Genomic DNA, 20,269 nt, shown 5'->3' on the forward strand with positions numbered 1-20,269 from the left:
CCTTCCTCACGCCTGTTGCGCCTGAACGGCCTGACGCAGTTCGCCCTTGACCACCTTGTTCGACGCATTCACCGGCAACGCCTGGAAAAAGCGCACTTGCCGAGGCACCTTGTAGTTGGCCATGCGCTCCCGGGCCCAAGCGATCAGGGCCGGTTCATCCAGTTGCTGGTGCGGGCGCAGCACGACACAGGCGCACCCCACCTCCCCCATGCGCGCATCGGCCACACCGATCACCGCCACCTGGGCAATGGCCGGATGCTGGATCAGACCGGCCTCGATCTCGGCGGGGTAGCAGTTGAAGCCGCCAACAATGAACATGTCCTTGAGCCGGTCGGTGATCTGCAGGTTCCCCTGCGCATCCAGGTTGCCAATATCGCCAGTATGCAGCCAGCCGTCCGCATCGATGGCCTGGGCCGTGGCCTCGGGGTCGTTGAAGTAGCCACGCATCACATGGTAGCCACGCAGGCAGATTTCCCCGGATTCGCCCTGGGCCAGTGGCTGGTTGTCTGGCGCCCGTATGCATACCTCAGTGCCATCGATCGCCGCGCCACTGGTGCCGGCGACGATGTCGGCGGGGGCACCGGGGTCGCACAAGGTCGCCAGGCCACCGCATTCGGTCAGGCCGTAGGCCGTGGTCACCACATCGATCCCCAGCTCATTGCGCATACGCTCGATGAGCACCGGTGGGATCGTCGACGACCCCGTCACGGCAATGCGCAGGCTCGACAAGTCGGTTTGCCCCAGGTGCGGGTGCGCCAGCATCGACAGGTACAGCGTAGGCGGACCCGGCAGCACGCTGACGCGTTCGGCGGCGATGCGCTGGAACACCACTTCCGCGTCGAACACTGCATGGGGCAGGATGGTCGCACCGGCCAGCAGGCAGGTCAGCCAGCCGGCCTTGTAGCCAAAGGCATGGAAGAACGGATTGATGACCAGATAGCGGTCGCCCGGTTGCAGGCCAATGACACGGGCGTACTCGGTGTAGGCGCGCAGGGTTTGGCCGTGGGCGCACATCACGCCCTTGGGCCTTCCCGTGGTGCCCGAGGTGTAAAGGATGTCGGAAAGATCACGCGGGCCGACCGCCACTGCACGCTGGCGGGCACGCACTTCGCTGACTGCCGCGCCTTGCGCCAGAAAGCCGGCCCAGTCCAGGTCCGCGGTCGTTTGCGGCTGTGCTGCGCCGAACACCACCAGCCGCTGCAGGGTCGCCGGGCGCAGCGGCGCCAGCATCGCCTGATAGTCCACCCCGAGGAATTCCCCCTGCATCAGCAGCACGCGCGCTTCGCTGCGCAGCAGAATGTCGGCCGCCTCGGCGCCTTTCATGCGCGTGTTGATTGGCACCAGCACCGCCCCGGCGCAGTGGATGCCCAGCGCGCCGATCACCCAGTCGCGGCAATTAGGTGCCCAGATCGCCACCCGATCGCCCGCCTCGATCCCCAACGCAATCAGGCTGCGGCACACGCCCAGGGCCAGCGCCGGCAGGTCGCGGTAGTCGGTCGCCACACCGTTTTCTTCGAGGGCCACCCGGCCGGCGTGGCGCTCGGCGCTGGCGAACAGCAAGGCAGGAATCGACAGCGGGGCCAGGCCAGGCACAGTGCCCGGTAATGCGGAACAGGTCGTCATGGTCATGAACTCTCGGGTTATTCGGGAAACAGCACGCGCAGGTACTCGCTGCGGGGCAATGCCTGGCACGCCAGCGTCCAGCCCTGGTCGAGCTCCTGCGCATCGAGGGCATCGTTGCGGCGCAGCTGCACCGCCCCGGCTTCTACGGTGCACATGCAGGTGGCGCAGGCACCTACCAGGCAAGAACTGGGCGGGTTCAGGCCGGCCCGGCGCATGGCATCGAGCACGGTTTCGCCTTCGGCGCACGGCACCTCGTACTCCTCGCCGTCCAGGCGCACCGACAGCTGGCTGTTGGGTCGAAGGGTGTCGACCACGGCAGCCGGTGGCGCATCCCCCTCCTGCGGCAGCGAAACGAAGCGTTCGACGTGCACCCGCGCCGTAGGCATGCCCAGGCTGTGCAGGGCAGCGACGGCGGTATCCATGAACGGGCCGGGGCCGCAGATGAACGCCTCGGCGGCTGCATGCGGGCGTGCCAGTTCGGCCAGCTGGTCGGCGCAAGGGATACCCTGCACCGAATCGAGCCAGTGAATCACCTGCAGCCGTTGCGGATAAGCGTTGGCCAAGGCCTTGAGCTGCTCTCGGAAGATCACCGAGGCTTCATCACGGTTGGCATAGATCAGCACGACCTTGGCGCGCCCGGCCAGCAACGCCGAGCGCAGTATCGACAGCACCGGGGTGATGCCGCTGCCACCGCCGAACAGCAACAGGTCGGTGTCCAGCTCGCGGGGCACGAAAACCCCGGCAGGCAGCCGCACCTGCAGCTGATCGCCTGCCTGCACTTCATCGCACAACCAGTTGGACGCGCGCCCGTCGCGCACTCGCTTGACGGTGACCCGCAGCGGCTCGTCGAGCAGCGGCGTGCTCGAAAGCGAGTAGCAACGGGGTAACCAACCGCCCTGGTACGGCACTCGCAAGGTCAGGAACTGTCCTGGTCGATACGCGAAACGGGTCACCAATGCTTCTGGCAGTTCGAACTCCAGGGAGCGGCTGTCTGAGGTTTCTTCGATCACGCGCGTGACGCGCAGTGTCTGGTAGTCCTGGCTCATGGCACTTGCTCGCAGGGTTTGAGGTCATCACCGGCGCTGGCCGCGGCGGCCGCCTGGCCGGCGCGCCGGCCGGAAAACACACAATCGGCCAGCGACAGGCCGCTGACGTACAGGTGGGAGGGAATACCGATGGCGGTGCGTCCGGCGGCATAGAGGCCGGTGATGGGCGCGCCCTGCTCGTCGAGCACGGCGCCGCTGTCTTCGTTCACCTTGAGGCCGCCCAGGGTCAGGGCACCCAGTGGAAACAGCCGGTTGCCCATGGAGATATCGATGGCGTAGTAAGGGCCCTGGTCCAGCACCTGTCGGCTGTCGGGCGACTTGCCGAAGGCATCGGCTGTGTCGCCGCGTGCCGCGCGGTTGTAGGCCTGCAAGCTGCTGCGCAACACATCGCTGCGCATGCCCGTGGCCTGGGCCAATTGCTCGGCACTCTGGCCCTTGCGCAGGCCCCACAGCATCAGCAGCAACGCCGGCAAGCGCTGGAACCACCAGTAGCCGCCGAACAGGGTCTGCTTGATGGCCATCTTGCGCAAGCGCGCATCCAGCACCAGCCAGGCCTTGCCGCCCTGCTCTTCGCACAACGGCTGGCCCAAGGTCGCACCGTAGAGCTCTTCGTTGACGAAGCGTCGGCCGAGCGTATTGACCACGATACCCTTGGGCCAGCACAGCGGCGGGTTGATGAAGCGCCAGGCCGATACCTGCTGCAGTCGATCGCTTGCCGCGCCAATGCTCAAGCCCAGGCGCAGGCCGCTGCCATCGCAGCCGGCAGACCCGACCTTGAAGGCACGGCGGTACTTGGCAGCATGCTGGCCGATCAGGTCGCGGTTGAAGATGAAGCCGCCGGTGCTCAACACCACACCACGCGCCGCCCGTACCCGCAGAGGGCTTGCGCAGTCACGCTCGAGCTTTTTCAGGCGTTGTCTGAGCCTGTCGCAGTAGCGCGGCGCGACATTCTGCAGACGGTCGGCGCGTGCAGCCCACTTGGCGTGCAGGCGCGCCGGTTCGCTTCCCGCAGGCAGGCACCACAATTCGGCGCCCAGGACCCTGCCGGTGGCATCGACCACCAGGCGCCGGGCGCTGGACTGCAGCAGGGTTCGAACACCGTTGCGCAAGCAGGCCGCCTTGAGGTGTGCATACAGCACCGCGCCGCATTGCCCCTTGCCGACCGTGCGGTGTCCACGCGGCGCCGGTGGCAGGCCGTCACGGTGCGAAGGCACCGTTTCGTTGCCGGAGTAATACAAGAAGTAGCCATCGGGTGGGTACGACGTCTTGCCACCGGGCGGCATGCTGTGGGCGTAGCCCGCACCATGCCCTTCCAGCCAGGCCAGGTTGGCTGCGCTGTCCTGGCAAAAACGCCGCAGGGTGGTGTCACTGACCACCCCCTGGGTTTCATGCCTGAGGTACTGGAACATCGCCTCAGGCGTGTCGTCGAAGCCGGCGGCGCGCTGCTGACGGGTGCCGCCGCCGGCGTACACCACCCCCCCGCTCCTGGCACTGGCCCCGCCACCGCTGAAGCGGTCGGCCACCAGTACATCGGCGCCGTCGGCCCGTGCCTGCAAGGCCGCGCAGGCACCCGCGGCGCCCCAGCCGATCACCAGCACATCGCAGTGCGCGTGCCAATGCAGCGCATCGGCATTGGCCGCCTGCAGCGCCGGCAGTATTTCAGTCGCGCTTGAGTGAACAGCAGCAGGCATGTGAGCTCCTCAGCGCTGGGCGGCAATATGGTGGGCAGCGATGTAGCCGAAGGTCATGGCCGGGCCGAGCGTGCCGCCCGCACCGGGGTAGCTGGTGCCCATCACCGAGGCCGAGCAGTTGCCGATGGCATACAACCCGGGGATCACTTCACCGTCCTGGCTCATCACCTGGGCGTCTTCGTTGGTCAGCAAGCCACCCTTGGTGCCGATGTCGCCAGCATCCAGGCGCATGGCGTAGTAAGGGCCTTTGCTCAACGGCGCCAGGCACGGGTTGGGCTTGACGTTGCTGTCGCCGTAGTAACGGTCGAACACATTGCCGCCGCGGCCGAAGTCGGCATCGACGCCGCTGCGGGCGAAGCCGTTCATGCGCGCCACGGTCTGGGTCAGTCCCTCCGCATCGACGCCAATCTGCGCAGCCAGGGCCGGCAGGCTGTCGGCCTTGAAATACAGGGTATTGAGCCATTCCTTGCGCAGCCTGCTGTCGGGCATTACCTGGGCCGGCATCAAGGGGCCCATGGCGTAGTTGAAGCGGAAGTGGCCATCGAAAATCACCCAGGCCGGGATGGACTTGCCCCCCGAGTCCTGGTTGTCGCGGTACATCGCATCGACGAACTCCAGGTACGGTGCGGCTTCATTGACGAACCGCCGGCCCTGGCTGTTGACCACGATAGCGCCAGGGAACGCTCGTTCGGCAAACACCCCTCGCGGCTTTTCCTCGCCTGGCACCGCCAGGGTGGGTGCCCACCAGGCCCAGTCCATCAACGCCGTCGCCGCGCCCAGGCCAAGACCGGCCTGCAAGGCGGCGCCGGTATTGTTGCCCGGTGGCGTGGCGCTCCAGCTGCGCTGGGTGGGTTGCGGCAGGTACTGCTCGCGCAGCGCCTGGTTCTGCTCGAAGCCGCCGGAGCCGAGGATCACCGCGCGGCGAGCCTGCAACTGCACCACCTGGCCTTCACGACACACCTGCACGCCGCTGACGCGGCCTTGGTCAGTCAGCAGCGATTGGAAATCGGTGTTCAGCCACACCGGGACCTTGCGGTCCATCAGCGAGCAGCGCAGTGCTGCGACCAGGGCGCTGCCCAGGGCGGCGCGGCGGTCTCGGCGACCCTTGCGCCGCCATTTGAAGTCGAGCTTGTAGCGCAGCATCAGGCCGAGGATCAGCAGGCGCCAGCCGAACGAGCGGGACATGGCCTTGTGGGCATGCCTGGCCGTCCAGGCGATACGCCCCATCAACAGGGTCGAGGGCGATGGCGCACGCAGGTTGCGCAGCTCATCGCCCAGCGCGCTGGTGTCGAACAGTTGCGGATCCAGGGTTCGGCCACCCGCCAGGGCACCGGGCAATTGCGGGTAGTAGTCGGGGTACTTTTCCGCCACGGCGTAACGGACCCGGCTGCGGGTCTCCAGGGCGTGAATCATCTGTGGCGCGTGCTTGAGGTAGGCGCGCAGGCGCAGGTCATCGCCGTGCTCACCGGTAGCAGCCTTGAGGTATTGCAGGGCCAGTTCGAAACTGTCGCGCCCGCCCTTGGCGGCAAAATAGTGGTTGTTGGGAATCCAGATGCCACCGCCGGAAATCGCCGAGGTGCCACCGAACTTGTCGCTTTTTTCAACGACCAGTACCGACAGGCCCTGTTCAGCAGCAAACAGCGCCGAGGTCATCGCCCCCGCGCCGGAACCGACGACGATCACGTCGTAGTGAGAAGTAGACTGAGCGTTAGCTGTCATTGTTGTTGTGCCTTGGCTGTGATCTAGGTTGCCCCGGTATACCGACCAGGGGCTCGCAAGCCCGGGCGCGCAGAGTGGCGGCCCGGGCACGGCTCAGACATACGGGTCCGGGTTGGGCAGGCCCAGTTGCACCGCCCCCAGGCTGCGGCTGAATGCCATGTAGTTGTTGGCGATATGCCCGCGGGCCTGGTGCAGGTCGCGGAACAGCCGCGAGACGGGGTTGGTGTTGTAAAGCCCGGAGGCCGCCATGCAGCGCAGCAGTTCGTTGACTTTTTCGGCGCAGATGTTGGTGACGTACGAAGACTGGTAGCGGTACAGCAGCCGGGTTTCCACGTCCGGGTACTCACCCGCCTCGGCCAGCGCCATCAGGTGCGCGTAGTTGCGCTCGAGCACCAGCTTCAGGCCATCGAGGATGATCGTGGCTTCGGCCACCGTGGTCTGTGCCACCGGATCCTCGGCGGTTTTCATCCCATGTTTGCCGATGTGCGCGGCGGCGTTGGCGCGAAACGCATCGATGGCCCCCTGCAAGGCCCCAATGGCTGACGTCGAGACCGCACGGGTGAACACCTGGGCAAAAGGAATGGCGTAGATCGGGTTGGTGTTGACCTGACGCCCTGGGGTGGCGTCGACCTCGCAGTTGTTGGTGCGCTGCACGCGGTGCGCAGGCACGAAGGCATCTTCGACCACGATGTCATGGCTGCCGGTGCCGCGCAGGCCCAGCACGTCCCAGTTGTGTTCGATCCGATAGTCGCTGCGCGGCACCAGGAAGGTGCCGTGCTCGGCGGCGCGCTGCTCGTCGGCGGGTAGCACGCCGCCGAGGAAGCACCACTGGCAGTGTTCGCTGCCACTGGAAAAGCCCCATCGGCCACTGATCCGGTAGCCGCCCTCCACAGGCGTCACCTCGGCCACCGGCATGTAGGTGGAAGAGATCAAGGTCGAGTGGTCCTGTCCCCACACATCCTTTTGCGCTTCAAGTGGGTAGCGCGCCAGCTGCCAGGGGTGCACGCCCATCACCCCGTACACCCACGCCGTCGACATGCAGCCTTCGGCCAGGATCATCTGGATTTCGAAGAAGGTCCGCGGGTCGACTTCGAAGCCACCGAAGGCCCGGGGTTGCAGGGCGCGCAGCAAACCGGCCTGCTGCAGTTCGAAAATGGTTTCGTCCGGCACCCGGAACTCGCGGTCCGCCCGTGCGGAGCGGCTTTTCAGGGCGGGGACCATGCGCCGGGCATGGTCTAGCAGTTGCTGTTCTTCGCGCGTTTTGACTCGCATGCTGTCCATCCGTTCGTTCTCCCGATCGCGTTGTGCGGTTGCACGAGGCATGGGTCGATGATCGAATGCAGGGACTGAATAATCATCGTCAAAGCGGACTAGACAAGCGGCGAAACGGCACCTTCCCTGGTGCCCGAACGTCTTACACCGGCGCGCGCCGGGCGGCCCAAGGGCGGTCTTGCTCCAACTGCGCGGCCAGGCGGATCAGCAGGTCTTCGCCCCCTAAGCGGGCGGTGAACATCATGCCGATCGGCAAGCCGTCGTCGCTCATGCCCAGCGGCAGGGAAATGGCCGGTTGGCCACTGACATTGGCCAGTACCGTGAAGCCGGCGCTGCCCATGGCCTTCTGCGCATAGCTTTCGTACGGCTGGTTCAGCGACAGCTCACCGAGCGCGGGCGTGAGGCTGGAGGTGACCGGCGACAGCAGCACATCGAAACGCTCGAACTGCTGCTCCATGGCCATGCTGATGTCTTCGAACGACTGGCGCGCACGTACGACGCCCTCCCCGCTGACCTTGCCCGCACGCTCCAGCACGCCGAAGGTGATCAGTTCCAGATCCTGTGGCCCCAGCGCCCGACCCAGGGCCTTTTCACGGTCGTTGACCATGGCCAGCAGCGCATTGCCCATCGCCGCGCCGTGGGAACCGAACAGCTGCTGTGGCTGGACAGGCAAACGCACTTCATCGATCTCGTGGCCCAGCCTGAGCAGTTGCTGGAGGGTCTGTTCCAGCACCTTGGCCACCGCCGGCTGCAGCGGCGCACCGGTCATGGAATCGCGCACCAGGCCTACCCGCAAACGGCCCGGATCACGGCCCAGTTCGTCGACGTAGGGCCGCTGCAGGGGGCTCGCCCAGTAGGGGCTGCCAGGCTCATGGCCCTGGCCGGCATCGAGGAACAGCGCCGTGTCGCGCACGCTGCGCGAGACCACGTTGGCGACGCTGGCGCCAAACCCGCCTTCCAGCCGAAGCGGGCCGCTGGGCGTGCGGTAGCGTGACGGTTTGAGCCCCACCACGCCGCAATAGGACGCCGGGATGCGGATCGACCCGCCACCGTCGGTGGCATGGGCCACCGCAACGATACCGGCCGCCACCGCCGCGCACGAACCGCCAGACGAGCCGCCGGCGCTCATCGCCAGGTTCCAGGGGTTGCGGGTCTGCCCCCAGAGCAACGACTCGGTGGTGGTGGTCAGGCCGAATTCCGGGCTGGTGGTCTTGCCGAACGGCACTGCGCCAGCCGCTTCGAAACGGCTGACCAGGGTGCTGGTGACGCGGGCTGGCGGGGCGTCCTTGAACAGGCGGCTGCCATTGCTGGTGGGTGTGCCCTGCAGGTAGGTGTTGAGGTCCTTGAGCAGTATCGGCACGCCCGCCAGCGTGCCCTGGTCCAGGGTACCCGCCTTGCGCCTGGCCGCCAGCAAGGCTCGCGCATATTCGTCGTGGCGCATGTTGACGGCATTGAGCTTCGGGTTGACCTGTTCGCAACGGGCGATGGCCGCTGCCAGCAGCTCTTCGGCGCTGAACTGGCCAGCTTGCAGACCTTTGACCATGGCCCACGCATCCATGGCCTGGTAATCGCTGGCGCTCAGGCCTGTGGCACCGGCAACAGCAAAGCGCCCGAACAAGCCTGCACCCAGGGTGACAGCGCCGGCCTTGAGGACCTCGCGCCTGGCCCAGCCGGACGAGCTGGTATCGGCAGTGTCGAGAGCGGTGGGTTGAACGTCGTTTTTCATGTGCTGAATTCCGTTTTTATTCTTTTGATCGTTTTCAGGTTCAGTCCGCAGTGATCTGCGCCACCATCGCTGCCAGGAAGTGTTCGCTGTAGGGCGGCAACAGGCCCCATTCGCCACGCGGATCGTGTTCGGGCGCCCTGAGCACCGTGCGCATGTGGCTGAACTGCAGGAAACCTTCTCGGCCGTGGTAATGGCCCATGCCCGAGGCCCCGACGCCGCCGAAGGGCGCGTCGTGCAGCGCGGCGTGCATCATCACGTCATTGAGGGTAACGCCCCCCGAGAGGCTGTTGGCCAGGACGTACTGCTGCTCCTGGGTGTCCTCGCCAAAGTAGTACAGCGCCAGCGGCCGCGGGCGAGCGTTGATCTGCGCCAGCACCTGGTCGACTTGGTCATAAGGCACCACCACCACGGCGGGGCCGAAGATTTCCTCGTGCATGATCGTGCTGTCGACAGGCGGGTCGATCACCACCTGCAGTGGACGGCGACGGTTGTGCAGGTCGACCGCCTGCTCGCAGGGCAGGCTCAGGACGCGTGCGCCAAGGCCCCGGGCTTGCTGCACCAGGTGCTCGACCCGCATCAGGTGCCGGGCATTGACCACGGCGACGACGTCCGGGTTGTCACTGACTTCTGGAATCAGCTCGCGGTAGGTGCGCGCGAATGCCTGCAGGAACTCTTCGAGGTGCTCGCGGGGCACATATACCAGGTCCGGGTTGATGCACACCTGGCCGCTGTTGGTGGTTTTCGACACGGCGATGCGATAGGCCGCGGTTTCCAGGTTCGCGCTGCGCCCTACGATCACGGGCGATTTGCCGCCCAGCTCCAGGGTCAACGGCACCAGGTTGTCGGCGGCGTTGCGCATCACCGACTTGCCCACCTGGGTGCCGCCGGTGAACACCAGGTGGTCGAAGGGCTGGGCAGTGAACGCCTTGGCCATGTCTTCCCCCCCCACCACCACACCGACCTCACGCGGGTCGAAGTACTCACCGATCAGCTGCGCCACCAGCTCGGCCGTTCGCGGTGCCACCTCCGACGGTTTGAGGATGGCTCGGTTGCCCGCCGCCAAGGCCGACGCCAAGGGGCTGAGCAAGGTGTACAGCGGTGCGTTCCAGGTGCCCAGGATGCCCACGCTGCCCTTGGGCTGGTACATCACCCAGGCATGCGCGCCAAGTTGATCGTAGGGGGCGAACACCTCGCGGGGTTCGTCCTGCATCCAGGTGTGCAGGTGGTCGCGTGCGTGCTTGAGCGAGCCCAATGAGCCCAGCACATCGTTCATCAGGGAAAAGCCCGGGTGGCGGCCGCCGAAATCGGCATCCATGGCCTCGGCCAGCGCCGGGTGGTGGGCCACCAGCAGGTCGATCACCCGCTGGATACGCTCGCGGCGCACCTGCGCAGCGACAGCCCCCTGGGCACTGAACGCGGCTTTCTGTTCACCCAACAGGGCCGACAGGCCGTCGACGGTAGAAACTGCACAACTCATAGCGCCTCCTCGATTGTAGAAGGGCCAGCGGTACCGCACTGCGCCCACGATGGCCGTCGTCAGACAACGCCCTGAGCAGCAAACTAGCCGCGCAAGGCGCCCAACCGCCTCGTCCATGTGGACGAGGCCGGCAAAAACGTTAGTCCGTTGAGACGATGCAGGCCGCGCCGGCGCTGGGAATACTGGCCAAACGCACACTCATTCGATGAGGCCCATCATGGCAACGCCCGCCAGTTTCGACCCTCAAGCGTTTCGCACCGCCCTAGGCACCTTCACCACCGGGGTGACCATCATTACCACCCAGGCCGAAGATGGCACGCCGGTCGGCATCACCGCCAACAGTTTCAACTCGGTGTCGCTCAACCCGCCGCTGGTGCTGTGGAGCTTGTCCAAGAATGCCCGCAGCCTGCCAGCTTTCAGTGAGGGTCGCCACTGGAACGTGCACGTGCTGTCGACCGAGCAGGAGTCGCTGTCCGGCCGCTTCGCCCGGCAAGGCGAGGACAAGTTCTGCGAGCTGCCGTTCGAGTCCGGCATCAGTGGTGCACCGTTGTTGCAGGACTGCACGGCGCGCTTCCAGTGCCGTACGGCGTTTCAGTACGAAGGCGGCGATCACGTGATTTTCGTCGGTGAAGTGCTGGCCTTCGACCACAGCGACCGTGCGCCGCTGGCCTTCCAGAGCGGCCAGTACGCGCTGGCGATGCGCAAGCCCCGCAGCGAGCTGCGCCTGGCCACCACCCCGCCACCGCCCGAATGCAGCTACACCGAAGACCTGCTGGGCTACCTGCTGGGGCGTTCTCACTACCAGATGCTGCATGCCTTGCGCCGCCTGTTGAAGAACCAGCAACTCGACGAGCACGCCTTCTTCATCCTCTCGACCCTGTGCATCCGCGACAACCTGACCCTCGACGAAATCAACGGGTTCGTGGGCTACACCGGCCATGTGGTCAGTACCTCGAGCATGCGTTTTCTCGAGCGTCAGCACCTGGTTGCGCGCGAAGTCGGTGACGGCGAGGCCCGTTACGTGCTGACGGCCGACGGCCGGGAAGCCTCGCTGCAGGAAATCGCCCTGGCCAAGGCTGTGGAGGAAGACATTGCGGCGCGCCTGGGCGCCGGTGACGCCCAGGCCCTCAAGGTGCTGCTCAAGCGCCTGATCACCGCGTCCGACCCGGGCCTGCCAGACCTCTGGGCGCCTCGCTGAGCGCTCTGCACGGCGTGCATTGCTACCCACTCGGAAAACAACAAAGGATTGCCATGAGCATATTGCAACGCTTCAACCTCACGGGCAGTGTGGCCATCGTCACCGGAAGCGGCCGCGGAATCGGCCGCGCCATCGCCCTCGCCTATGCCGATGCTGGCGCCGACGTGGTCTGCAGCGCCCGTTCGCTGAGCGATGTCGAAGCGGTGGCCGAAGAGATCTGCAGCCGAGGCCGCCGCGCCCTGGCCGTGAGCTGCGATGTGACGGACAGCGAACAGCGCGTGGCGTTGGTCAGCCGTACCCGCGAGCAGCTGGGGCGGGTCACCCACCTGGTCAACAATGCGGGCGGGGGTGGCCCCAACGACCCGTTGACACTGACGCCGGAGGCCTTCGAGCAGGTGTTGCGCTTCAACGTCAGCGCGGCCTATGCCCTGGCGCAGCTGTGTGTGCCGCTGATGCGTGAAAACGGTGGCGGCAACATCATCAACATCACCTCGGTGGCAGCCCGATATGCCCAGCGCCACTTCAGTGCCTACGGCACCGCCAAGGCGGCGCTGACCCACCTGACGCGGCTGCTGGCACAGGAGTTCGCCCCGCAGATTCGGGTCAATGCAGTAGCGCCAGGGCCGATCCTGACCGATGCGCTGGCCGGGGTCATGCCCGATGCCATGCGCAGCACCATGGAAACCAACACCCCACTCAAGTGCCTGGGCCAGCCCGAGGACATCGCCGCCGCAGCGCTGTACCTGGCCAGCCCTGCCTCGGGCTGGGTCACCGGCAAGATCATCGAGGTCGATGGCGGCGCCGACTCCAGTGTCTGGCCCGGCTGAGCCCTTGCCAGCGACCCTTCATTACCCTGATCGAGAGTGACTTTTCATGGACGCGCAGTTGATAGAAGCCTTGGGCGATGAACTATTCAACGCCCTGAACACACGCCAGCCCCTGGCACCGCTGACACAGCGCCACCCGGCCATCGACCTGAGTGACGCCTACCGTATCTCCCGGCGTTTTCTCGCCCGTCGTGAAGCCATGGGCGAGCGGGTGGTGGGTAAGAAGATCGGCGTCACCAGCCGCGCCGTGCAGGAAATGCTCGATGTCCACCAGCCAGACTTCGGCTTTCTCACCGATGCCATGCAGGTGCAGGACGGCCAGGACGTCAGCTTGTCGCACTACAAGCTGATCCAGCCCCGCGCCGAGGGCGAAATTGCCTTCGTGCTCGGCGAAGACCTGCACGGACCGGGCATCACCGCCGAGGACGTGCTGGCCGCTACCGAGTGGGTGTTGCCGTGTTTCGAGATCGTCGACTCGCGGATCGACAACTGGCAGATCCGCATTCAGGACACCGTCGCCGACAACGCCTCGTGCGGCGTGTTCGCACTGGGCCGTCAGCGCGTCGACCCGCGCACGCTCGACCTGGCACGGATCGAGATGCACCTGTTGAAGAACGGCCAGCCGTCCGGCTCCGGCCTTGGGTCGGCCGTCCAAGGCCACCCCTGTGCAGCTGTCGCCTGGCTGGCCAACACCCTGGGTGAACTGGGCATCGCGTTTCGCCGTGGCGAAATCGTGCTTTCCGGGGCACTCGCGCCCCTCGTGCCGGTGACGGCCGGCGACCGTATCAGCCTGAACATGGCCGGACTGGGCCAATCCAGCCTGCGTTTCGTGCCCTAGCCCGACCCTTTGAGTGGAGCACTACACCATGAACGAAAAGATCCGATGCGCGGTGATCGGGCCGGGCAACATCGGCACCGACCTTTTGTACAAACTCAAGCGCAGCGAACTGCTCGAACCGGTCTGGATGGTCGGCATCGATGCCACGTCCGAAGGGCTCGCTCGCGCCCGTGAGATGGGCCTGAATACCACCGCCGATGGCGTTGACGGGCTGCTGCCGCATGTGCGCGAAGACCGCATCCAGATTGCCTTCGATGCCACTTCCGCGTATGTCCACGAGGAAAACTCGCGCAAGCTCAACAGCCTCGGCGTGCTGATGATCGACCTGACACCGGCGGCCATCGGCCCGTACTGCGTGCCACCGGTGAACCTCAAGGCCAACCTGAGCCAGGGCGCGATGAACGTGAACATGGTCACCTGTGGCGGCCAGGCCACCATTCCGCTGGTCGCGGCGGTCTCCAGCGTACAGCCGGTGGACTACGCCGAGATCATCGCCACCGCGGCCTCGAAGTCGGTAGGCCCAGGCACGCGCAAGAACATCGACGAGTTCACCCGCACCACCGCCAGCGCCGTGGAGCAGGTGGGCAAGGCGAAAAAGGGCAAGGCGATCATCATCATCAACCCGGCCGAACCACCGCTGATCATGCGCGATACGGTGCATTGCCTGACCGCCGATACGCCCGACCAGGCGGCAATCAGCACGGCCATCAGCGCGATGATTGCCCAGGTACAACGCTACGTTCCCGGCTATCGGCTGGTGAATGGCCCGGTGTTCGACGGTAATCGGGTGTCGATCTTCATGGAAGTGGAAGGTCTGGGGGACTACCTGCCCCGCTACGCCGGCAACCTCGACATCATGACCGCCGCTGCGGCCCGCACCGCCGAGATGTACGCCGAGGAAATCCTCAAGGGCGAACTGGTGTTGCGCCCTGCCACCGCCCAACCCGCCTTGTCCTAAGGAGCCGAGCATGGACCTTCACGGCAAACGTATCACCGTTCACGACATGTGCCTGCGCGACGGCATGCACCCCAAGCGCCACCAGATCACCCTGGACCAGATGAAGACCATCGCCTGCGGCCTCGACGCCGCGGGCGTGCCACTGATCGAAGTCACCCACGGCGATGGCCTGGGCGGCAGCTCGGTGAACTATGGGTTTCCGGCGCACAGCGATGAGCAGTACCTGTCGGCGGTAATCCCCCTGATGAAGCAGGCCAAAGTCTCGGCGCTGTTGCTGCCGGGTATCGGCACGCTCGACCACCTGAAGATGGCCCACGAACTGGGCGTCAACACCGTGCGCGTGGCCACCCACTGCACCGAGGCCGATGTCAGCGAGCAGCACCTTGCCCATGCCCGCCACCTGGGCCTGGATACCGTGGGGTTCCTGATGATGGCCCACATGAACAGCCCCGAAGGCCTCGCCCGGCAAGGCAAGCTGATGGAAAACTACGGGGCCAACTGCGTCTACCTGACCGACTCTGCCGGCTACCTGCTGCCACACCAGGTGAGCGAACGAGTGGCGGCGTTACGAGCAGCGCTCGACCCGCAGACCGAAATCGGCTTCCACGGCCACCATAACCTGTCGATGGGCGTGGCCAACTCGATTGCCGCCGTCGCCGCAGGTGCCAGCCGCATCGACGCCGCCTGCGCAGGCCTGGGTGCCGGTGCGGGCAATACGCCGATGGAGGTGCTGGTGGCCGTGTGTCAGCGCATGGGCATCGAAACGGGTGTGGATGTGTTCGGCATTCAGGATGTCGCCGAAGACCTTGTGGTGCCGATCATGGACTTCCCCATCCGCAGCGATCGGGACGCGTTGACCATGGGCTATGCGGGGGTCTATGGCTCGTTTCTGCTGTTTGCCAAGCGTGCCGAGAAGAAGTATGGCGTATCGGCCCGCGAAATCCTCGTGGAGATGGGCCGTCGGGGCATGGTCGGGGGCCAGGAGGACATGATCGAAGACACGGCCATGACCTTGGCCAGACTACGCAGGGCCAACGCCTGACGGCAAGGCTGGCTTTGCTCTGAAATTGCCTGGGCCGCTTCGCGGCCCATCCTGGAGCCCTTCATGAGCAGTATCACGTCCCCGGCCTCTGGCTGGCGCAGTCACGGGTTGCTGTTGCTGTTGGCGATGATGTATGCCGACAACTTCGTCGGCCGTCAGATCATTGCAGTGATGATCGAGCCCATCAAGCAAGAGTTCGCTGTCAGCGATACGGCGATGGGCCTGGTCTCGGGCCTGGCCTTCGCCGCCGTATTCGTGCTGCTTGGGCTGCCGGCCGGGCGTTTGGCCGATCATCTGTCACGGCCTCGGCTGCTTGCAGTCTCTTCATTGCTGTGGGCACTGGCCACACTGGCCTGTGGTTTGGCGGGTAGCTTTGCCGTTCTGGTGATGGCAAGGATGGCGGTGGCGGTGTTCGAGTCGCCAAACACGTCCAGTGCGATGTCCATCATCGCCGACCTCTACCCGCCACAGCGGCGTTCGTTCGCCATTGCCTGCTACACCGCCGCCCCGACCTTTTCCACGATCATCGCACTGTGCCTGGGGGCATGGGTGGTCGAGCACTACGGCTGGCGCGCGGGCTTTTTCGTCGTGGCCTTGCCCGCCCTGCTGATCAGCGCCGTGTTCGCCTTCGCCGTGCGCGACCCACAACGCGGGCGTTTCGACCTGTTACCGGTTCACAATGCGATATCCAGGCCCGGCCTGCTGGCCAGCGCCAGAGAACTCTGGGCTCTACCTGCCTACCGTTGCCTGGTACTTGCCTGCGGCATCACCACGTTCAGCGCTTATGCCTATGCGATCTGGAACGCCAGTTTCCTGGTGCGCAGTCACAATATGCCTTTGCAATACGCCGGTATTCTCGTGGGGTTGATCGGAGGCACCTGTGCCGGCCTTGGCGCGCTGTTCAGCGGCTGGATCACTGACCGTCTGGCAGTCAGGCATCACGAATGGCATATCGGCATCCCGGTTCTCGGCCACCTTCTTGGCAGTAGCACGCTCATCATCTACCTGCTCTGGCCACAGGACATCCTACTGTTCGTTGGCTCGGTACCAATCCCCAGCGCGATGCTCTGGTGTGCACTTTCCAGCTTCTGTTCGGTTTGGTGGATAGGCCCTTGCTTCTCACTGCTGACGCAACTGGTGCCAGCCAGCCGTCGCGCCACGGCGGTGGCGTTGCAAACCATCGTGACCACCTTGTGCGGGGTAGGCATCGGGCCCTTGGCCACCGGCCTGCTCAGCGACGCCCTGACGCCATGGTTCGCCGAACAATCGCTGCGCTACGCCCTGGTCCTGGTCAGCGCCACGATCGTCGTTCCGATTGCGCTGCTATGGCGCACACATCAACATTTGCCTGGCCAAGCGAGGGCAACCGACTATGCCTAGATTCACCTGCACCGCCAAGCGCAGCGAAAGTGCTGCCGTCGTTATCGAGGCCGCCAAGGCACTGATGGTCGAGGTCGGCTTCGGCGCCATGTCGATGCGCCAGCTTGCCAACCGCGCCGGCTTGCTGCCGGGCAGCCTGTATCACCATGTGTCAAGCAAGCAGGAACTGTTGCTGATGGTCATCCTGGATGTGCTTGAAGAGCGCGATAAAGCCTGGCGGCGGGTACCCCGGCGCAAACACCTCCAAGAAGAACTGAAGTCATTCATCACGTTTGTGTTGGCCTGGCAGCTGGCAAATCCGGCCGATTCGAAGATCCTTCAGCATGAGCAGCGGCACCTGGACGCTCCCCTGCAAGCATGGCTGTCGCAACGGCCGGACCGTTTGAGCGCCTACCTGCCAGGCTTGCTCAGAAAAAGCCAGCAGCAAGGCGTCCTTGGTGATCTTGACGTCGATTCGATGGTTGCAGCGATCATGGCATTGCTCGGTACAGCCGACGCACTTCGACGCAACTCAGTGCACTGGCTGCCCGCGCAACTAGAGTCGCACTTTCTGCACATGGTACTGCGTCTGCTCGATGTCAAAAGACACGACAACGCTTTCATTGCTCTGTCCCCTGCCTCTACCCAGCTGGCGTCATAGAAAGAACTGACCCGGCAAAGGCTCATGTTCACGGTCAATTACACGTCCCGGTTCTGACCCCGTCTCATGCCGTCAATTGCCACTGCGCCAGGGGCCAGTACTGGCCCTTACGCGATTCGTAGAGCGTGAAGTGCCGGGCAGTCACGAAAAAGTCAGGCGCCACCGTGGCTTCCGGCGCCTGGCCGCGAAACTCCCGTGACAGGGTCAGGTGCGGCCGATACTCACGGGCCTGCTCGGCAACGCCCAGGGGCAGCAGCGCCTGCTGCAGCCCATAGACCAGGTGGCGCAACGCCGGCGGGGTTTCCTGCGGCTCCAGCACCAGCACATTGGCGCGGGGCCAGACCTTCAACTGATCGAGCAGCAGGCGCAGCGGCGCACCCGGGCGGGCGAGGTTGTCCACCGCGGCGCAAATCGCCGGCACCTGCGCTGCATCCACATCCCCCAGAAACAGCAAGGTCAGGTGGAAGTTCTCGCTCGGCACCGGCTTGCCGCTGCGCAGGTTCAGGCCGCGCCGCCACTGCGCGAGCGAACGCCGTTGGGCATCGCTGACCGACAGGGCGAAAAACAGCCGTTTGAAGGGGGCGCCACTGGGGCGTACATCCAGAACCATGGAAGCTCCTCACACCTAAATCGTTTGCGCAATCTGTAGGGCATTACACCTAAGTCGCCCAGCAATCACCCAACAATAGGTACAAACTGCCCCCACGATTGTTTATGCTGGCCAACTTATGCCATGGCGCATGGCCTTTTTTTCGACAAGTAATCGTCCATGAAAATTGCACTCGTACTGATATTCGTCCTCTCGATCGCCTATGTTCACCTGCGCGGTCGGGTACGTCACAAGCTCAGCCGTCAGCTGGGTGACCACTCCAGCTTCCTGGCCCCAGTCAACAGCTTCCTTTACCTGTTTTCCAAGCATCCGGCCAAACCCTACCTGCCGGTGGAAGCCTTCCCCGAACTGCAGCCACTCAAGGACCACTGGCAGGAAATTCGCGAAGAAGCCCAGCGTTTGCTGCATGTAGGCGAGATCAAGAAGTCCGACAACTACGACGACGTCGGCTTCAACTCGTTCTTCAAGACCGGCTGGAAGCGCTTTTACCTGAAATGGTACGGCGAAAGCCATCCGTCGGCGATGAACCTGTGCCCGCGCACCACCGAACTGCTGCAGGGCATCGGTTCGGTCAAGGCCGCCATGTTCGCCACCCTGCCGCCGGGCGCCAAGCTGGTGCGCCACCGCGACCCTTATGCCGGCTCCTACCGCTACCACCTGGGCCTGGACACACCGAACGACGATGGTTGCTACATCGACGTGGATGGCGAGAAGTATTCCTGGCGCGACGGCGAGGCTGTGGTGTTCGACGAGACCTACATCCACTACGCGGCCAACACCACCGAGCACAACCGCATCATTCTGTTCTGCGACGTCGAGCGCCCGCTCAAGTACCGCTGGGCCACCGCGTTCAACCGCTGGTTCAGCCGCAATGTCATGGCCGCGGCGGCAGCGCCGAACGATGCCAATGACAAGACCGGCGGTATCAACCGTCTGTTCACCCGCATCTACAAGATTCGTGAGCGCGGCAAGGCGCTGAAGAAGCGCAACCGCATGCGTTACTACCTGGAAAAATGGCTGTTCGTGGCGGCGCTGGTGCTGGTGTTCATCTATATCTGATGGCCTTCACTGGCCCTATCGCCGGCAAGCCGGCTCCCACAGGTACTCCACAACTCGTGAATCCTGTGCTGTACCTGTGGGAGCCGGCTTGCCGGCGATAGGGCCCGCACAGACACCCATCTTCGACTAGCCTGATAGCTCCACTCGCAACCTCCCCAAGGTGAAGACGATGAGCATGATGGACTGGGACGCCTACCGTAAGCAGTTGATGGCCGGCATCGGCGATATCAAGCAATTGTCCCCCGACACCGTGGCCGGCTACATGACCGCCAGCGGCGCCGGTGCCAAGACCAACCACCTGGATGCCAAGACCCGCGAGCTGATCTCCCTGGCCGTGGCCGTCACCACGCGCTGCGACGGCTGCATTGCCGTGCACTCGCAGCAGGCGGTCAAGCAGGGTGCCACCCGTGAAGAGATCGCCGAGGCCCTGGGTGTGGCCGTGGCGATGAATGCCGGTGCCGCGCTGGTCTACTCGGCGCGCGCTCTGGATGCAGTGGGCAAGGCCGAAGGCTGAACCGCAAACGGCGTCGCCGCCCTTGCGCGACGACGCCGCGCCGCCCAGACTTGGCGCCCTAGCCCCAACAGGTACCGCCATGATCCACATCCGCCCCATGACGCCCGACGATTTCGAGCGTTTCTGGCCGACCTTCCAGGCCATCGTCCAGGCCCGCGAAACCTACGCCTACGACCCCGCCCTGAGCGTCGAGCAGGCGCGCCAGCTGTGGCTGGAGCTGCCCTTGCACACGTGGGTGGCCGAACAGGATGGCGAGCTGCTCGGCTCCTACTACCTCAAGGCCAATGCCGCCGGCCCCGGCAGCCATGTCGGCAACTGCGGCTACATGGTCAGCGAGGCCGCCCGTGGCCATGGTGTGGCACGCCTGATGTGCGAGCACTCGCAGAAACTGGCGCGCCAGGAAGGTTTCCTGGCGCTGCAGTTCAACTCGGTGGTCGCCAGCAACGAAGTGGCCGTGGCGCTGTGGCACAAGCTCGGTTTCGACACGGTCGGCCGCTTGCCCAAGGCCTTCCGCCACGCCCGCCTGGGGCTGGTGGATTGCCTGGTGATGTACAAGTGGCTGGCGGACGAGCCGGTGGTGGAGAAACCACCGCTGCTGATCGGCCGCAAGAACATCGAGGCGCGGGTCTCGCGGCGGCGCGGGCGCTAG

General features: G+C 65.0%; 18 protein-coding genes. 10 read left to right on the forward strand and 8 right to left on the reverse strand.

Features of this window, described 5'->3' with window-relative positions; translation table 11 throughout:
- Nucleotides 1-6: 6 nt before the first annotated feature.
- The 7 genes from ACIPZB_RS18745 to ACIPZB_RS18775 form a co-directional block, all read right to left on the reverse strand.
- Nucleotides 7-1,623: a FadD3 family acyl-CoA ligase gene (locus ACIPZB_RS18745; RefSeq protein WP_400642043.1), complete on the reverse strand. Its 1,617-nt coding sequence runs from the start codon at nt 1,621-1,623 to the stop codon at nt 7-9.
- Between the two features lie 17 nt (nt 1,624-1,640).
- Nucleotides 1,641-2,669, reverse strand: a complete 1,029-nt coding sequence (locus ACIPZB_RS18750) for a 2Fe-2S iron-sulfur cluster-binding protein (protein WP_400642044.1) — start codon at nt 2,667-2,669, stop codon at nt 1,641-1,643.
- On the reverse strand, nt 2,666-4,360 hold the full coding sequence (locus tag ACIPZB_RS18755; protein WP_400642045.1) for an FAD-binding protein: 1,695 nt from the start codon (nt 4,358-4,360) through the stop codon (nt 2,666-2,668). The genes ACIPZB_RS18750 and ACIPZB_RS18755 overlap by 4 nt, the downstream gene beginning before the upstream one ends.
- A 9-nt stretch (nt 4,361-4,369) precedes the next feature.
- The gene (locus ACIPZB_RS18760; protein WP_400642046.1) at nt 4,370-6,079 is read right to left on the reverse strand and encodes an FAD-dependent oxidoreductase; all 1,710 of its coding nucleotides are present in this window, start codon (nt 6,077-6,079) and stop codon (nt 4,370-4,372) included.
- 93 nt (nt 6,080-6,172) lie between these two features.
- Nucleotides 6,173-7,360, reverse strand: coding sequence for an acyl-CoA dehydrogenase family protein (locus ACIPZB_RS18765; RefSeq protein ID WP_400642047.1), 1,188 nt, complete (start codon nt 7,358-7,360; stop codon nt 6,173-6,175).
- A 133-nt stretch (nt 7,361-7,493) separates the two neighbouring features.
- The gene (locus ACIPZB_RS18770) at nt 7,494-9,077 is read right to left on the reverse strand and encodes an amidase (RefSeq protein ID WP_400642048.1); all 1,584 of its coding nucleotides are present in this window, start codon (nt 9,075-9,077) and stop codon (nt 7,494-7,496) included.
- 40 nt (nt 9,078-9,117) lie between these two features.
- Nucleotides 9,118-10,554, reverse strand: coding sequence for a coniferyl aldehyde dehydrogenase (locus tag ACIPZB_RS18775; RefSeq protein ID WP_400642049.1), 1,437 nt, complete (start codon nt 10,552-10,554; stop codon nt 9,118-9,120).
- Between the two features lie 217 nt (nt 10,555-10,771).
- Here ACIPZB_RS18775 and ACIPZB_RS18780 point away from each other — a divergent pair, with 217 nt between their 5' ends.
- From ACIPZB_RS18780 to ACIPZB_RS18810, 7 genes are all read left to right on the forward strand, one after another.
- Complete coding sequence (locus ACIPZB_RS18780; RefSeq protein WP_400642050.1) at nt 10,772-11,752, forward strand: flavin reductase; 981 nt, start codon at nt 10,772-10,774, stop codon at nt 11,750-11,752.
- Between the two features lie 53 nt (nt 11,753-11,805).
- The gene (locus tag ACIPZB_RS18785) at nt 11,806-12,579 is read left to right on the forward strand and encodes a glucose 1-dehydrogenase (protein ID WP_400642051.1); all 774 of its coding nucleotides are present in this window, start codon (nt 11,806-11,808) and stop codon (nt 12,577-12,579) included.
- 46 nt (nt 12,580-12,625) lie between these two features.
- Nucleotides 12,626-13,417, forward strand: coding sequence for a fumarylacetoacetate hydrolase family protein (locus ACIPZB_RS18790; RefSeq protein ID WP_400642052.1), 792 nt, complete (start codon nt 12,626-12,628; stop codon nt 13,415-13,417).
- Between the two features lie 28 nt (nt 13,418-13,445).
- The gene (locus tag ACIPZB_RS18795; protein WP_400642053.1) at nt 13,446-14,375 is read left to right on the forward strand and encodes an acetaldehyde dehydrogenase (acetylating); all 930 of its coding nucleotides are present in this window, start codon (nt 13,446-13,448) and stop codon (nt 14,373-14,375) included.
- A gap of 10 nt (nt 14,376-14,385) precedes the next feature.
- On the forward strand, nt 14,386-15,417 hold the full coding sequence (gene dmpG, locus ACIPZB_RS18800) for a 4-hydroxy-2-oxovalerate aldolase (RefSeq protein WP_400642054.1): 1,032 nt from the start codon (nt 14,386-14,388) through the stop codon (nt 15,415-15,417).
- 63 nt (nt 15,418-15,480) lie between these two features.
- Complete coding sequence (locus ACIPZB_RS18805; RefSeq protein WP_400642055.1) at nt 15,481-16,797, forward strand: spinster family MFS transporter; 1,317 nt, start codon at nt 15,481-15,483, stop codon at nt 16,795-16,797.
- Nucleotides 16,790-17,437 carry a TetR/AcrR family transcriptional regulator gene (locus tag ACIPZB_RS18810; RefSeq protein ID WP_400642056.1) on the forward strand — a complete coding sequence of 216 codons (648 nt, stop codon included), beginning with the start codon at nt 16,790-16,792 and terminating at the stop codon, nt 17,435-17,437. The genes ACIPZB_RS18805 and ACIPZB_RS18810 overlap by 8 nt, the downstream gene beginning before the upstream one ends.
- Nucleotides 17,438-17,501: 64 nt before the next feature.
- Here the strand turns inward: ACIPZB_RS18810 and thpR are convergent, their stop codons facing one another.
- Nucleotides 17,502-18,047: an RNA 2',3'-cyclic phosphodiesterase gene (gene thpR, locus ACIPZB_RS18815; RefSeq protein ID WP_008096823.1), complete on the reverse strand. Its 546-nt coding sequence runs from the start codon at nt 18,045-18,047 to the stop codon at nt 17,502-17,504.
- A gap of 159 nt (nt 18,048-18,206) precedes the next feature.
- Between thpR and lpxO the strand changes: the two genes are divergently transcribed.
- The 3 genes from lpxO (at nt 18,207) to ACIPZB_RS18830 (ending at nt 20,269) form a co-directional block, all read left to right on the forward strand.
- Complete coding sequence (lpxO, locus tag ACIPZB_RS18820) at nt 18,207-19,106, forward strand: lipid A hydroxylase LpxO (protein ID WP_400642057.1); 900 nt, start codon at nt 18,207-18,209, stop codon at nt 19,104-19,106.
- Between the two features lie 169 nt (nt 19,107-19,275).
- Complete coding sequence (locus ACIPZB_RS18825; RefSeq protein ID WP_008089065.1) at nt 19,276-19,620, forward strand: carboxymuconolactone decarboxylase family protein; 345 nt, start codon at nt 19,276-19,278, stop codon at nt 19,618-19,620.
- Between the two features lie 79 nt (nt 19,621-19,699).
- Nucleotides 19,700-20,269, forward strand: a complete 570-nt coding sequence (locus ACIPZB_RS18830; protein ID WP_400642058.1) for a GNAT family N-acetyltransferase — start codon at nt 19,700-19,702, stop codon at nt 20,267-20,269.

Source organism: Pseudomonas sp. NPDC089396 (assembly GCF_044749545.1).
Classification (GTDB): Bacteria; Pseudomonadota; Gammaproteobacteria; order Pseudomonadales; family Pseudomonadaceae; genus Aquipseudomonas.

Excerpts from the sequence above, each read along its gene's own strand:
- dmpG (WP_400642054.1), top strand. The coding sequence starts at position 14,386 with ATGGACCTTCACGGCAAACGTATCACCGTTCACGACATGTGCCTGCGC.
- thpR (WP_008096823.1), bottom strand. The coding sequence starts at position 18,047 with ATGGTTCTGGATGTACGCCCCAGTGGCGCCCCCTTCAAACGGCTGTTT.
- lpxO (WP_400642057.1), top strand. The coding sequence starts at position 18,207 with ATGAAAATTGCACTCGTACTGATATTCGTCCTCTCGATCGCCTATGTT.
- ACIPZB_RS18785 (WP_400642051.1), top strand. The coding sequence starts at position 11,806 with ATGAGCATATTGCAACGCTTCAACCTCACGGGCAGTGTGGCCATCGTC.
- ACIPZB_RS18805 (WP_400642055.1), top strand. The coding sequence starts at position 15,481 with ATGAGCAGTATCACGTCCCCGGCCTCTGGCTGGCGCAGTCACGGGTTG.
- ACIPZB_RS18825 (WP_008089065.1), top strand. The coding sequence starts at position 19,276 with ATGAGCATGATGGACTGGGACGCCTACCGTAAGCAGTTGATGGCCGGC.
- ACIPZB_RS18790 (WP_400642052.1), top strand. The coding sequence starts at position 12,626 with ATGGACGCGCAGTTGATAGAAGCCTTGGGCGATGAACTATTCAACGCC.
- ACIPZB_RS18775 (WP_400642049.1), bottom strand. The coding sequence starts at position 10,554 with ATGAGTTGTGCAGTTTCTACCGTCGACGGCCTGTCGGCCCTGTTGGGT.
- ACIPZB_RS18810 (WP_400642056.1), top strand. The coding sequence starts at position 16,790 with ATGCCTAGATTCACCTGCACCGCCAAGCGCAGCGAAAGTGCTGCCGTC.
- ACIPZB_RS18755 (WP_400642045.1), bottom strand. The coding sequence starts at position 4,360 with ATGCCTGCTGCTGTTCACTCAAGCGCGACTGAAATACTGCCGGCGCTG.
- ACIPZB_RS18745 (WP_400642043.1), bottom strand. The coding sequence starts at position 1,623 with ATGACGACCTGTTCCGCATTACCGGGCACTGTGCCTGGCCTGGCCCCG.
- ACIPZB_RS18765 (WP_400642047.1), bottom strand. The coding sequence starts at position 7,360 with ATGGACAGCATGCGAGTCAAAACGCGCGAAGAACAGCAACTGCTAGAC.
- ACIPZB_RS18760 (WP_400642046.1), bottom strand. The coding sequence starts at position 6,079 with ATGACAGCTAACGCTCAGTCTACTTCTCACTACGACGTGATCGTCGTC.
- ACIPZB_RS18795 (WP_400642053.1), top strand. The coding sequence starts at position 13,446 with ATGAACGAAAAGATCCGATGCGCGGTGATCGGGCCGGGCAACATCGGC.
- ACIPZB_RS18780 (WP_400642050.1), top strand. The coding sequence starts at position 10,772 with ATGGCAACGCCCGCCAGTTTCGACCCTCAAGCGTTTCGCACCGCCCTA.
- ACIPZB_RS18770 (WP_400642048.1), bottom strand. The coding sequence starts at position 9,077 with ATGAAAAACGACGTTCAACCCACCGCTCTCGACACTGCCGATACCAGC.
- ACIPZB_RS18830 (WP_400642058.1), top strand. The coding sequence starts at position 19,700 with ATGATCCACATCCGCCCCATGACGCCCGACGATTTCGAGCGTTTCTGG.
- ACIPZB_RS18750 (WP_400642044.1), bottom strand. The coding sequence starts at position 2,669 with ATGAGCCAGGACTACCAGACACTGCGCGTCACGCGCGTGATCGAAGAA.